At 41.5% G+C, this 14,802-nt stretch carries 8 protein-coding genes; 3 read left to right on the forward strand and 5 right to left on the reverse strand.

Going from position 1 to position 14,802, the window contains the following annotated elements; all coding sequences use genetic code 11:
• Positions 1-68 precede the first annotated feature (68 nt).
• The gene (locus tag HCN54_RS05135; RefSeq protein WP_167596820.1) at positions 69-3,287 is read right to left on the reverse strand and encodes a WD40/YVTN/BNR-like repeat-containing protein; all 3,219 of its coding nucleotides are present in this window, start codon (positions 3,285-3,287) and stop codon (positions 69-71) included.
• Positions 3,288-3,466: 179 nt separating this feature from the next.
• On the opposite strand from HCN54_RS05135, the gene HCN54_RS05140 reads away from it, so the two are divergent.
• The 3 genes from HCN54_RS05140 (at position 3,467) to HCN54_RS05150 (ending at position 6,860) form a co-directional block, all read left to right on the forward strand.
• On the forward strand, positions 3,467-4,069 hold the full coding sequence (locus HCN54_RS05140; protein WP_167596821.1) for a fasciclin domain-containing protein: 603 nt from the start codon (positions 3,467-3,469) through the stop codon (positions 4,067-4,069).
• Between the two features lie 179 nt (positions 4,070-4,248).
• On the forward strand, positions 4,249-5,370 hold the full coding sequence (locus tag HCN54_RS05145; protein WP_072982508.1) for a vWA domain-containing protein: 1,122 nt from the start codon (positions 4,249-4,251) through the stop codon (positions 5,368-5,370).
• 26 nt (positions 5,371-5,396) lie between these two features.
• Positions 5,397-6,860 carry a magnesium chelatase gene (locus HCN54_RS05150; protein ID WP_167596822.1) on the forward strand — a complete coding sequence of 488 codons (1,464 nt, stop codon included), beginning with the start codon at positions 5,397-5,399 and terminating at the stop codon, positions 6,858-6,860.
• A gap of 179 nt (positions 6,861-7,039) precedes the next feature.
• On the opposite strand, the gene HCN54_RS05155 is transcribed toward HCN54_RS05150, so the two are convergent.
• The 4 genes from HCN54_RS05155 to HCN54_RS05170 all read right to left on the reverse strand — a co-directional run bounded on the left by HCN54_RS05155 (position 7,040) and on the right by HCN54_RS05170 (position 14,702).
• On the reverse strand, positions 7,040-8,911 hold the full coding sequence (locus HCN54_RS05155) for an OmpA family protein (RefSeq protein WP_167596823.1): 1,872 nt from the start codon (positions 8,909-8,911) through the stop codon (positions 7,040-7,042).
• 15 nt (positions 8,912-8,926) lie between these two features.
• Complete coding sequence (locus HCN54_RS05160) at positions 8,927-9,871, reverse strand: type IX secretion system membrane protein PorP/SprF (protein ID WP_167596824.1); 945 nt, start codon at positions 9,869-9,871, stop codon at positions 8,927-8,929.
• 13 nt (positions 9,872-9,884) lie between these two features.
• On the reverse strand, positions 9,885-13,583 hold the full coding sequence (locus HCN54_RS05165; RefSeq protein WP_167596825.1) for a gliding motility-associated C-terminal domain-containing protein: 3,699 nt from the start codon (positions 13,581-13,583) through the stop codon (positions 9,885-9,887).
• Between the two features lie 108 nt (positions 13,584-13,691).
• Complete coding sequence (locus HCN54_RS05170; protein WP_167596826.1) at positions 13,692-14,702, reverse strand: pirin family protein; 1,011 nt, start codon at positions 14,700-14,702, stop codon at positions 13,692-13,694.
• Between the last annotated feature and the right edge of the window lie 100 nt (positions 14,703-14,802).

Raw genomic sequence — 14,802 nt, forward strand, 5'->3', positions numbered from 1 at the left:
TTTCAGCATAAAAAAATTCCCGAAAATAACTTCTCGGGAATTTTAAAAAACAGTTTTACAGTTACAGTTTATTCTAGCTGAAAACTTTTAATCTCTTTAAATGGAGATAATTCTACTTGCTTCATTTGTGCTTCGTAAGCAGCCCAATCTTCGGTAAAAAAGGTGTTTACATTTTCTAAAGCGGTTTTAAGTTCCTCTTCAGCGTGTGCTAGAAGTTGGTTTTCTGTCGCAGTCAAACCATTAGGTCTGCTGCTTACATAACTACTAGCCAAATAAATTCTGTTCAGCACGGTTACTTCAGCGTTACGCGTAATACCTTGACGATCATCTTCTCTTCCTAAAAAGGTTGCGATATGTGCATCTAGTTTCTTCACAATGGCTTTAGAGCTATCTATCTGAACTTGATACGCATCTTTATCTTTCTTTTTAAAATCTGCTAGAAAATCTTCGGCGATGGTTTTACTCTCAACCAATTGTTTAACGGCATCTGCAGCAACTTGAGTCATACGCTCAATTTCTTTTTCGGCTTCATAAATTGCGTTAGTCGCAGCTGTAGAAATATCCAATCGTGGATCACTTTTAACCGTTATCGTTTCAGTATCCTCCAGAGTTCCGTAGTTTAATACTACTTTATATGTACCAGGTTTTACGGTTGCACCTCCGGGTTCATAATTGCGATCTCGTACTCTGCGAGAAGGTCTGTCTACACCTTTTTCGTCCAGAAACCATCTAAAATGATACATCCCGGCAGAATCCGGAGCTTTGGTTTTTAAGGTTCTGATCAAGCGGTCGCCATCATAAATGGTCAAAGCTATACTGTCCCACTTAGGAGCATTTTCATCGACTTCGGTATCGGTTTCATTTGTTTCATCTTCAGTTTGCTTTTCAGCTTGCTTCGGATTAAGCATATACTTGATAAAAGCACCGCGATCTCTATTAGCTCCGCCGTAAGTAGCATCTGCGCCAAAACGACCTCCAGTAGGCTGTTGAGAAGCATTCTGATACGCCACCACCGGCGGAATCACTTCTAAGACCGTTCCTTTTTTCATACTTAAATTGATACCCAGATCTGCATTTGCAGCTAAGGCGCGCAACGGCTTGATGTCATCTAATACCCAAATGGAGCGTCCAAATGTTGCAATAGCTAAATCATCCTCTCTTGGGTGAATGATTAAATCTTTAACAGGAACTGTTGGGAATCCGTTGGTCCATTTTTGCCAATTTGTTCCTGCATCTATAGACACGTAAAGGCCATCATCAGTACCCAAAAACATCAAATTAGGTTCTTCTTTATCTTCTAAAATTGCTAAAGCATAGCTGCCAACATCTTCGCTATCTACGATGCTTTTCCAGGTTTTTCCGTAATCTGTTGTACGATATACATACGGTTTAAAGTCAAAGCGTCTGTAATTATTGGCTACAAGCAGCGCTTCTCCTTGATTAGTAGCAGAAGCTTTAATTTGGGCAATCCAGCTGCCTTCTGGTAGACCTTTGATGTTTTTAGAAACATCGGTCCAATCTTCTCCGCCATTTCTGGTATAAAATACTTTTCCGTCGTCAGAGCCTGTCCAGATCATATTTTTTTGAGCCGGGCTGGGTTCAATAACTAGAATCGTGGTATGATTTTCTGCTCCGGTAGCATCCATGGTTAAACCACCGCTTTCACTTTGCTTTTGTTTCTCAGGATTGTTAGTAGTAAGATCAGGCGAAATCACCTCCCAAGTCAGTCCTTTATCAGTTGACTTGTGCACATATTGACTTCCAAAATAAATCGTACTGTTATCAAAAGGATCAATGTTGATCGCAGAATTCCAGTTGAAGCGCAAATCTACCTCAGGGTCTGGATGCGTAGGACGTACGAGGTAATTTGCACCGGTTACCCAGTCATAACGGCTAACATAACCTTGCTGACTCATCGTCCAACCGTATTGTGAATCGTCACGATCTGGAACCACATCAAAACCATCGCCAAAAGAAATCTCTTGCCAGTATGAGTTGCGTATCCCCTGAGCTTTCCAAACATACGCGGGACCGCGCCAGCTTCCGTTGTCTTGCATTCCTCCATACACATTGTACGGAAATTCATTATCAATAGCGATATGATAAAACTGACCTACCGGAATATTCTCAGCAAAACGCCATGTATCGCCGCCATCTCGAGAAAGGTATAAACCACCATCATTTCCATCGATCATAAAGTCAGGATTCTTCGGGTGTATATACATCGCGTGATGATCAGGGTGAACGCCATTATCTGCACCGTAGGCAGGCATCAACTCTTCAAAACTTTTACCACCATCTTCAGACACGTTTACATAAGTGAAGACGCTGTAAACACGGTTTTCATTATCAGGAGCAACATAGATTTCGGCATAATAAAATGGGCGATTGCCTATTTCATTCATATCATCATTTACCAATTTCCAATTTTCTCCGCCATCTTCAGAACGATAGAGGCCGTTCTTATTCGCTTCTACATAGGCATAAACGATGTTGGGTTTGCTGGGAGCGATAGCAAGCCCCATACGCCCAAGATCACCTTTAGGCAATCCGTTTTCTGAAGTGATCTCTTTCCAAGAATCACCACCATCATAGGTGATATACATTCCAGAACCTTTGCCACCACTGGTAAAAAACCAAGGATCGCGTTTGTGTTCCCACATAGCCACAATAAGTTTATTAGGATTTGTAGGATCCATCACCAGTTCTGCAGGACCTGTTTTTTCATTAACGTAAAGAATTTTTTCCCAAGTCTTTCCGCCATTTTTGGTTCGGTACACACCGCGATCTTCATATTCACCCCAAGGCGAACCTATAGCAGCTGCGTACACAATGTCTGGATTTGAAGGGTTGATACGTACCCGATAAATGTGACGGGTATTTTCTAGCCCCATACACTTCCAGGTTTTTCCGCCATCTAAAGATTTGTAGATGCCAAATCCGCCATTAAGACTATTTCGTGGATTTCCTTCGCCGGTACCCACCCAAACAACAGAAGGATTAGACTGCTGAATCGCAACAGCACCAATTGAAGAAGTAGCTTCGTCTTCAAAAACAGGCTTCCAAGTAACACCGCCAGAAGTAGATTTCCATAGTCCGCCCGAAGCAGAACCTGCGTAAATAATGTCAGGATTGTCAGTCACCGCATCTATAGCAGTAATACGGCCGCTCATTCCTGCGGGGCCTACATTACGCGGTTTCATGTCTTTTACTAAGTCAAGATTGAGTTGCTGGGCATTGCCAATAAGGCTAATGCTCAACAAACAGAGAAGTAGAATGTTTTTCATTAAAAAGGATTAAAGTTTTTCTAAAGTTAAGAAAAACTAAAACGTATGCTTGACTATCAGCATTGATTCAACAGATTAACATAATTAAAATACAATTAACAAAAGCTTACCGAAGCTTTTTAATTTGTTTAGGGTTCTGCTGATATCTTTGAACAAAAGAAAAACCAAAAAATTTAATTATGAAAAAGTTAGTTTTAAGTATGGCTGTTCTTGCTTCAATAGCATTTACATCTTGTAAAGACAGTGAGAAGAGCGAATCTGAAGAGCCGATGGCTCAAGAAGAAATGGCAATGGAAACCACAGAAACTTCTGCGGAAGCTACAATGCCAGAAGAACAAACTATTGCAGAAATCGCAATGGCAAATGAAGATTTTAGTACGTTAGTAACTGCAGTAAAAGCTGCCGGCCTTGCGGAAACACTAAACAGTGAGGGGCCTTACACCGTATTTGCACCTACCAACGCGGCTTTTGACAAATTGCCTGAAGGTACTGTAGAAAGCTTAGTTGAGCCAGCAAACAAAGAAAAATTAGCGGGAATATTGACCTATCACGTATTAGAAGGTGAGTATAAAGCGGCTGATATTGTAAAAGCGATTAAAGACAACAACGGTAGTTTTACCGTAGTAACTGTAGAAGGTGAAAGTTTAATTGCCATGTTAGATGGTGAAAACGTAGTCTTGACCGATGCTGCCGGAAATGAATCTACAGTAGTTATGACAGACGTCGAAGCATCAAATGGTGTGATTCACCCAATTGATGCAGTTGTGATGCCTAAATCATAATGACGTAAATGATTATAGATCAAAACCCTTCAGTGATGAAGGGTTTTTTTATACGCTGATTTCTCTGAATCGCGCTTAGCGCAATTCTAAACTTCTTAGTTATAGTAGGCGTTCAGCCCTAAAACTTTTAAGATACTTCCTAAGGTTAGGACTTTAAAATGCTGTAATTTTAATACACTATGAAAAAGGAAACACTACGAAAAGGATTTGTGTTCAAAAGCTATGAAGCACCACAACAATCCTTATTTGACCGACTCTTTGAGATCTTTAAAGAACTGATCACGCATACCTCAGGTGATTTTGATGAGGCGATGGATTGGCTCAAGGAACTTGATAAAGAGTACAACTTGACTACCGAGGATTACACGCTTGATGATTTTGTACAAGAATTAAAAGATAAAGGTTATATCAGAGAAGAGATTGAACCTGACGGTAATGGCGGTATGGCTATTACAGCAAAAACAGAACGTGCGATCAGGCAACGCGCTCTTGACCAGATCTTCGGAAAATTAAAGCGCGGTGGCGCCGGAAATCATAAAACCAATCGCATAGGTCGGGGTGACGAGCATACCGGCGAGTACAGAGAATATCGTTTTGGTGATGCGCTAGAGCGTGTTTCTATGACCGAAAGTTTAAAAAATGCACAGATCAACAACGGTATTGGCAATTTTGACCTAACGGAAAAAGACTTAGTGGTTGAAGAAACTCAGTTCAAAGCACAAATGAGCACGGTTTTGATGATCGATATCAGTCACAGTATGATCTTGTATGGTGAAGATCGCATCACACCAGCTAAAAAGGTAGCGATGGCTCTCGCCGAACTGATCACCACACGCTATCCAAAGGACACACTTGATATTATCGTTTTTGGTAATGATAGTTGGCCGATTGCTATTAAAGACTTGCCGTATTTGCAAGTAGGACCGTACCACACGAATACAGTGGCGGGTTTACAACTTGCAATGGATATCTTACGCCGCAAACGCAATACCAATAAACAGATCTTTATGATCACAGATGGGAAACCAAGTTGCGTGCGTGAACCAGACGGATTTTACTATAAAAATAGCGTTGGGCTAGACGACTACATCGTAAATAAATGTTACAGTATGGCGAGTCAGGCACGCAAAGTTAAAATACCAATTACTACGTTTATGATCGCTCAAGACCCTTATTTGATGAAGTTTGTGCGTCAATTTACGCAAGCCAATCAAGGGAAGGCATTTTACACAGGGCTTCAAGGTCTTGGCGAAATGATCTTTGAGGATTACGAGACCAATAGAAAAAAAAGAATACGCTAGAGAAAGAATAAAACTTACAGTAAACTATGAGTAAACCAGCAATAAAAACCCTAGGTGAACTAAAAAAAACAGATTATAAAAGCCGAAGCATAAAAGAGGAACTTCGCAGCAATCTGGTTAAAAATATTAAAGCAGGAAAAAACTCTTTTAAAGGAATCCACGGTTATGAATACACCGTTATTCCTGAGCTAGAGCGCGCAATACTCTCTAAACACAACATCAATCTTTTAGGATTGCGAGGCCAGGCAAAAACACGCTTGGCGCGCTTGATGGTGCAATTATTAGATGAATGGATTCCGGTGGTTGAGGGTTCAGAACTTAACGATGATCCCCTAAAACCATTATCAAGATATGCGCAGCAATTGATCGCAGAGAAAGGTGATGAAACCCCCATAGGCTGGATGCATCGCGAGGAGCGTTTCGCAGAAAAACTGGCGACGCCTGATGTAACTGTTGCTGATCTTATTGGTGATGTAGATCCTATAAAAGCTGCGAATTTAAAACTGAGCTATGCAGATGATCGCGTCATTCATTTTGGGATGATTCCGCGGGCAAATCGTTGCATTTTTGTAATTAATGAATTGCCTGATTTACAAGCGCGTATTCAGGTGGCCCTATTCAATATCCTACAAGAGGGAGATATACAAATCCGCGGATTTAAATTGAGATTGCCGCTAGATCTTCAATTTGTATTTACGGCAAACCCTGAGGATTATACCAATCGCGGAAGCATAGTTACCCCGTTAAAGGACCGTATCGGTTCTCAGATTTTAACGCATTATCCTGAAAATATTCAGATCGCGAGAACCATTACTGAACAAGAAGCAAAGCGAGACGAGCGTAATGAAGAACAGGTGTATGTGCCTTCTTTAGCAAAAGATCTTTTAGAACAAATAAGTTTTGAAGCTCGCGAGAGTGAATACATTGATGTAAAAAGTGGTGTGAGTGCTCGTATGAGTATTACAGCTTTTGAAAATTTACTAAGTACATCAGAACGTCGTGCGCTAATGGCGGGTGACGAAAAAACCACTGTACGTCTTGGAGATTTTATGGGGATGATCCCGGCGATTACCGGTAAAGTCGAATTGGTTTATGAAGGAGAGCAGGAGGGAGCTGCCACCGTGGCACACACCCTAATAGGGGATGCGATACAGACCTTGTTTATTACCTATTTCCCCGAAATCAAAAAGCTGGAAAAACAGAATGAAAAAAGTCCGTATGATGAGGTGGTCACTTGGTTTTTTGACCAAAGCGACTTTCAATTGTTAGATGATTTAAATGAAGAAGAGTATAAAAAAATGCTTGATTCGGTAACGCCGTTGCAAAATTTGATCAATACGCATCAACCTGATTTACCGAAATCTGATCAATATTTTATGAAAGAGTTTATCCTTTGGGCACTGGTTGAATTCAAGAAATTGAGCAAATACCGAATGACTGACGGAATACGCTTTAAAGACCTCTACGGAAGTTATATAAGTGGCCTGTAAGCTCAGTGCGAATAAATAAAAACCCGTTAGTTTTAAATTAACGGGTTTTTTTATTGGCACCTCCAAAGTGTTTAATTTTCTGTCCCGAAAGCTTTCGGGATGTCTCGAAATTGAAAACTTGTTCCAACTAATGCCTCACGGCCTTGCCCTTAGGTAGTTTACTCGATAAAGGTTTAGTATTATTTCAAGAGTGTAAATTCACTTCTACGATTTTCATCAAATTGCGCTTCGGTACAATCTCCGGAAGGGCAGGCGTGAATAGGATCAGTCTCTCCATAACCTTTAGCTTTTAGCCTGTTACGGTCTATTCCTTTAGACACTACGTAATCAACGGTAGACTGTGCTCTGCGTTGAGAAAGCGCAAGATTGTAACTATCAGAACCGCGCTGATCTGTGTGTGAAGCCACTTCAATATCCATTTCAGGATATTTCTTCATAAGTTCTACTAATTTATCCAAAGTCACCGCTGCGTCAGGACGGATGTTAGCTTTGTCAAAATCAAAATAGATTTTTTCAAGATTCACCTGTGTCAACTGGTTGCGGTCATTTACAGTCACGATCTCTTCAGAATCAGCGTATGCAGACATCTGTAATTTGATAAGCGTTTTAGTATTCTGCGCGTATTCTATTTTAATCTCTTTTTCTACCGGTGCATATAAAGCTTTTGACGCTTTTACTTTGTACGTACTATTAGGATGCACTTCAAACTTAAAGCTCCCGTCTGCTAAAGTGGTCATTTCTTGCGTACTACCGGTTTCTGGGCGATAGAGCGTGACTTCGGCACCTTCAATGGGTTCTAAAGTTTTCTTATCATCTACATTACCAATGATTTGATAATCTAAATTAGGGAATGTAGTAAACTGATAAATCTTGTCTTTTCCGGTTCTGTTTGAAGACATATAACCGCTTGCCTGACGTTCTTTAATGATCAAAGAAAAATCATCTGCATTAGAATTGATTGAGCTTCCTAGGTTATACGCTTCCGCGAAAGCGTCACCCGAAGCATCACTGCTGTAAAGGTCTAGTCCGCCAAGACCTTCAACGCGATTAGAAGCAAAGTAAAGATTTCCATTTTCAGAAACATACGGAAACTGCTCTAGTTTATCTGAGTTGACATTTTCGCCCAAATTAACAGGAGTGCCAAAATTATTGTCCCCGTTGATACTCACTTTATAAATATCAAAACTACCATAACCTCCCGGCATATCGCTAGAGAAATAGAGCGTTTGTTCATCTGCACTCAGTGCGGGGTGTGCTACAGAATAGCTGTCAGAACTTATAGAAAGTAGCTCAATATTTCCCCATTTGCCATTTACCAATTCAGCACTGTAAAGTTGAAGCGGCGCGACTTTGGCACCATCTATTTTCTTGAATTTATTACTGGTTCGGGTGAAATACATTTTTGTACCGTTTGCAAAAAATACGGCGTTGCTTTCGTGTGTGTCAGTATTTATTGAACGCGAAAATGTTTGGTATTCAGAAAGTGTGTCAGCAACAGGTTGCGCGTAATACAGATCTAAAAAAGGTTTTCCCGTCCAAGGGTAGGTGGGGCGTGCAGTATTGCGGTCAGAAGCAAAAACGAGTTGACGGTCGTAATATGACGGCGCAAAATCTGCATAAGCTGATGCAGCATCCATCACTTCGGGCATAAAAAATTGCGATACTTCCATATCGTTTTTTTCCATTGCCTTTAAAATATCAATTGAAGTGCCGCTGTAAGTAGTCAGAATTTCATTAGCCTTGCCATACGCGTTGCTGCGTTTTAATGCATCTGCATATCTAAAATGTGCATCCATAGACCGGCCGGGATTAAGTTCCCAAGCCTTTGCATAAGCTTTAACCGCTTCTTCAGCATTAGCATTGTAATACAGTGCATCTGCCAGATTGAGAGCAGCGTCGCTGTCTAGGTGATCTTCTGCATTATATAAGGCAATAGCTTCGGCATAAGCCTGACTCGCAAAAAGTTTGTTTGCTTTTTCTATTGATTTGTTCTGTGTGAATCCTACTTGACAAACTGCTAGCAGAATAATGAGTAGCGTATAATTTTTCATAGTCGAAGTTGTAGGTTAGAAGAAACGAGGTGATTTGCGATACGATGGAAGCTTGCCAAGCAAGTCGAAGTCAAATAAAACCATGACCTCGTGGCTTCCGTTATTATATTCACCCAGATTAGATGTGGTGTAGTCGTATGCGTAGCCTACGCGAACACCCGGAGTAACTTCAAAATTTACCATTCCGGTTACGGCATCATCCAGGCGATAACCTATACCTGCTTCAAAACGCTGATAAAATCTTACGTTAGCATTTAGGTCAAGGCTCACGGGAGCACCATTTACCCAACGCGCCATAAAAGAAGGCTTGATCTGAAAATCTGCCGAAGGTTCAAAAACATATCCACCGGTTAAAAAATAATGTGTATTCTCGCTTCCTAAACGCTGCACTCCATCTTCGTCCTCAATATGCCGAGAGGCCACGAGATTAGGAGCAGAAAGCCCTATGTAGTAGTTTTCAGAAAAATAATAAGCTCCAATACCAATGGTAGGGTAGGTTTGATTAATATTCTGCGCAAATGAGGGGTCTGTTGCAGGGCCACCGCTTCCTAATTGCAATCTGCTAAAATCTGTGCTAAAAAAGGAAGCACCGGCTTTTAAACCTAGAGCTAAGGTTGCATTTTCTTGAACAGGAAGTTTGTAAGCAAAATCAGCATTTAAATTGGTTTCCTGCACCACATCGCCAATCTCATCATGTACCAGATTGACACCGATTTCTACTCTTTCAGACATTGGTAAATGCCCAAAAAATGTAGCGGTAGTAGGAGCACCGTCTATGCCCACCCATTGTGCACGGTAGAGGCCGCCTAATTTAGCTTGATTCACGGTAGAATACGCCGGGTTTATCACACTCATATTATACATATACTGCGTGTATTCCGGGTCTTGTTGCCCAAAAATGCTTCCACAAAAAAGGACAAAGGCTGCAAAAAACGTAAGTTTTGAAGTTGAATTTTTCATCGGGATTATCCTTTTATCGGTTAAGGTAAACTTTACCTTGTTTTGGGCTAGTCTGGCCATCATTATAATTTATTATGTAGAAATACACACCGTTAGGCAAGGTGTTTCCGCCCAGTCTGCTTCGGTTTGCCTGACCGTTCCAGAATCCTGTTGAAGCGTCGCCTTTAAAGACAACTGCGCCATTTCGGTTAAATATTTCTATCGTGTAGTTGGGGTAAACAATATTGATATTCTGCATTTCAAAAACGTCATTGATTCCGTCACCGTTTGGAGAGAATCCATCAGGAATAAAGACGGAATCACAACCGCTTAGGTCAGCAGTAACTGCTAGTCGTTGTGAACCTTCACAACCGGTTGCGGTATTTTGAGCAGCGATATAATACGTGGTGTTTTCCATAAGTGGTGTGGTAGGGCTAACCACCGAACCACCGCTTGCAGCATCGTAAGTAATGATGTTGAAAGACGAACTCACATTAGCTTCAAGATCTGCTACGGTAGGGTTGTCATTGATACAAAATACTCCGCCATTAGTTGCCAGGCTAGGCATCGCCGGATCTTCTACAGAAAAGTCAGTAAAAGCGGCCCCAAGATTGGTAGCACTACAACCCGAAGTTTCATTTTGAATATCAAGCAAGCTGAATGTGGTTATTCCGCCGCCGGTAAATATGTTAGCGTCAAGAACAAAACTTGCTGCACCATTAGTGATATCTACGTTCTCAGAAATTATATCAGAAGTTGTAGCTCCGGTGATCTGATAGGAGATCAAGTAGGTGTTGTTTTGTAAAGCAGAAGCTCCTGACAGCGTTACAATAACCTGCTCGCCAAAACAAACATCTGTTGCAGTTACAGTTACTCCGGTTGCATTGGGCAACGGATTTACTTCAAAACTGGTAGTAACCGCAAGAGGTAATGAAGTACATCCTGAAGCACTGCTGATTAAAGTCGCAGTGATACTGGTCGTTCCTGTGGCTGCTAAGGTAGTAGCAGGAATGGTAAAACTACCAACGCCATTACTGACTAAAGCTGTTGCGCTTTGAGCTAAAGCAGTGTTTGCTCCTGCAAGCTCGTAATCAATAGTGTACTCCCCATCAGCTAAATCTGATGAAGTAATCGTGACCAAGCCATCTTCGGCTAAGCAAATATCGGAAGCGCTAAGGTCACCGTCCGTCAAATCAGGTATAGGGTTTACGTCAAATGACACAGTAGTAGCGGTATCATTGAAGCAAAGTGATGCGGGATTCGCTATGCTGATTATTGAAACTGTTACTGACCCTGGAGTTATCAGAAGTTCGCTATCAATAGTAATTGATGCTTCGCCTCCAGCGAAAGTTACATTTTCGCTTGGCGCCAGAGTACCTTCACCAACTTGGTAAGTAATGATGTAGCTACCATCGGCAAGATCAGAATTAGTAAAAGAAATTAAAGCATCTTCGCCTAAACAAACAGAATCCACACTAATTGTGGTATTTTCTAAAGTAGGAACAGGCAACACTTCAAAATCAATAGTAATGGGTAAGCCTGTTGCATCACAACTTTGAGAAGCGGTGGTAAGTTCTTCGATCGTGAGACTGGTGGTTCCGGCTTCTGCTAGCGTTTCAGCAGTAAGTTCAAATTCGGCAACACCTGCTGTAAATGTAACATTGGTCGTTGTTTCAGCTAAGGTATTAGCACCGCCTAAGGTGTAGGTAATTACATATTCTCCATCTTGAATAAACGAAGCGTCTGTGGTTAAATTAACCGTAGCACTACGATCTTCACAAGAGTCTGTTACCGTGCCCACGAGGTTAGTAGCATCTGGAGTCGCCACAATATTGAAAGTTGCAGTCGGCATTGTAAAATTCTCTGCTTCACAGCTACTGATTGAGTTCAATAGCGAAGTCAACGTGAGTGTTGAAGAACCATTAACCAGTAAAGTTTGCGAAAGATCAAAAGAGCCTGTTCCATCTACTATGACAACGGTTGCAGTTTGATCAGTCACACTGATAGCACCAGAAATGTCGTAAATGATCTCGTAAGAACCATCAGCTAAATTGGGCGTTTCAGAAGAATCGGTTAAGGTTACTGAAACAATTTCATCTTCACAAGTATCCGCAATAGTTACACCTAGCGTCTGTGCATCAGGTTTGGGAGCTACGGTAAAAGTTGTGCTCAGTTCTACAGCAGTAGCACACCCATTGGCGTTGGTGATGCTACTAAGGCTAAACGTATAGTCGTCTGGCGTAGGTAAGTTTTCAGCAAGTAAATTTAAAGTTGCCGTTCCTGCTGCTACGGTAATAAGCTCTGTATATTCTTGTGAAGAAGTAGTGTTTGAAAGTGTGTAGGTAATGGTATAATCTCCATCGACTAACTCAATTTCCGGGGTATTGGCAGCATCAGAAAAAGTAAGCACTCCATTTTCTTCAAAACACAAGGGTTGGGCTACACTTAATTCGGTGTCTGTTACATCAGGCAGCGCTACGATGGTTAGCGTGTCACTTAGGTCACCTAATTGTGCGTCGCATACGTTTTGCGTGGTTGGATCTATGATTTGCAATACACGAACTTCAGCAACTCCGGCACCAGTGAAAAAGTCAGGATTTATAGGGAAACTACCTATCCCATCGGTCATGGTAATGGTAAGTGTTTCGGTACCGGTATTTGGCGCCGGACTAACTTCATAGGTAAGTGCGTAATCCCCATTAGGAATATCGTCCAGTTCACCGGTTATAGTCGCAATGGCTTCTATAGGAAGCGTGTCTTCACAAATAACATCCTCTTCTTCTGCAGGAACTGTCAACTCAAATGTCGCATTTGAAAAATCAATTACTTCTTCAATAATGATAGTAACAGTAACTTGGCTCAACGTACATAATGGATTGGTAGGCTGAACGGTATAGGTAAAGGGATACGAGCCGGGACCGTAAGTATCCCGTATATTTTCAATATTGATAAAGCTATCGTTGAATGCGGTAATTTCATTAGTTAGAAACCCTTCGCTCCATACTCCATTAGTATCTTCACCAACAATGGCATCTCTAAGATTAAAATTGGTCAAGCTGCTTAGATCATCGGTCTCACAGAAAATAGTAGTTTTAGCAGGATCTACCGTACCTGCTTCAGGTGCTTCGACCACATCAAGATTGACCGTACTCATAGTTGCAGGGCAGCTGCCTTGCGCATCCACCGTGTATGTAAAGGTGTAACTTCCCGGGCCTGCAATCTGGGCATTAAAAGTAGGACCATTTAGCGCTCCTGCGGGACCGCTGGTAATTACCCAAGTTCCAAATAGTGTAGGGTTGGGACCACTACCTATAAATTGAAAGAGGTTTACATTGGTTTCATCTTCACAAGCAACAGCATTGTTGTTGTCTCTACCGGCATAACCAGCAAGGGTCACTGTGACGATTGCATCGGTATCGGTGCATCCTGCTTCTCCTTCAACCGTGTAAGTATAAGTAAAGGTACCACCACGATTAATAAGCCAGGTGTTGAGTTGCCCGGTTACCGTGTTTAAACCACCACTATTGTCCTCGTCAGTCCAAGTGCCCCCGGGAACGGGAGTTCCGCCCAGTGCTGCATAGAGATCGATAAACTGGTTAGTTTCTTTGTCGCAGGAAGTAAGAGAAGCATCTTCGCCGGCACATTGGCCATAACTTTTAGATGAAATTCCCGCATTAAATAAAAGGAAAAATAGACATGCTACTTTCCCTAAAAACGTAATTGTTTTATGCATAGGAGTTGGGTTAGTAAAATTTGATACAAGTATAATCGATTAATTGCAAATAATTACGATTAAATGTAAAAAATTTATTAAAATTATCGTAACACAACTCCCTTTAAATTATGGTTTCTGCAAATTTCCGTCGGGAAAAAGTGCAAATCTACCCCGATCAGCAGCGTGGGTATGCTCGTGAGAATCCCAAGGCCATCCACCAAATTGCGTCTGCTGATAATTCATAAAAGCAGTCTCAATATCTTTTCGGGTATTCCCTACAAAGGGTCCGTGTTTTACAACTGGTTCGTTAATGGGTTTGCCCTCTAGAAGAAGTAGTTGGGCTTTTTGGTTTCCATTTTTTACTACAAGTTCTTCAGTAGGATCTGCTTTAATTTGATGCATCGGCGGAATTTCAAATTCTTCAGCATAAAGCATTTCGCCTTCATAAAAGTAAAGTGAGCGATTGGCTCCGGCAGCACCTTTAGGAAGTGTGAATGTTGCTTCAGGCTCAAGACTGATCAGCCAGATATTGATTCCATTTTCCGGGTTTGCCGCCCAAGAATCAGGTGCCGGTGCTAAAGCTTTAGCGTCTTTATAATTACCGGCAATAAGTTTAATTTGAATATGCTTACCACCATTATCTTGTGTCGATACTACCGGAATTTTTTCATTCCACATCATTCCAAAGTAGGGTTCAACATTTTTACTTGCAGCAGGCAGGTTGAGCCAAATTTGAAAAAGTAACAGCGGATTTTCTTCTTCGGTATTTATAAGAGGAAACATTTCGCTATGCTGAACGCCTTTCCCGGCGGTCATCCATTGCACATCACCTTGACCAAATCTGCCGGCAGCACCTAAAGAATCTGAATGGTCAACAAAACCTTCTTCAGCAATGGTAACCGTTTCAAAACCCACGTGAGGATGCCCCGGAAATCCAGGTACTTTTGAACCGTGATACATTGCCCAACCGTCTTTCTGAACAAAATCTTGTCCCAGATTGCGGCCTGCTAATGAAGTAGCCGGACCAAGTTGACCGTTTCCTTTAGGGTATTTATCGTTGTGAAAAGCACAAAACAAAAAAGGATCTTGTGTATCCCATTGCGCGTGTAATTGTGTGATTTTTTGAATAGCTGCCATTATTAATAATTTAGATGGAATACGAAGATACGAGTCAAAATCGTAATGAGAAAGCTTCTTCTTAGGCCTTTAGAAGCTAAGGAACGCGTAGCGTTTTATA

The sequence above is a fragment of the Leeuwenhoekiella sp. ZYFB001 genome (genome assembly GCF_011784865.1).
GTDB lineage: Bacteria > Bacteroidota > Bacteroidia > Flavobacteriales > Flavobacteriaceae > Leeuwenhoekiella > Leeuwenhoekiella palythoae.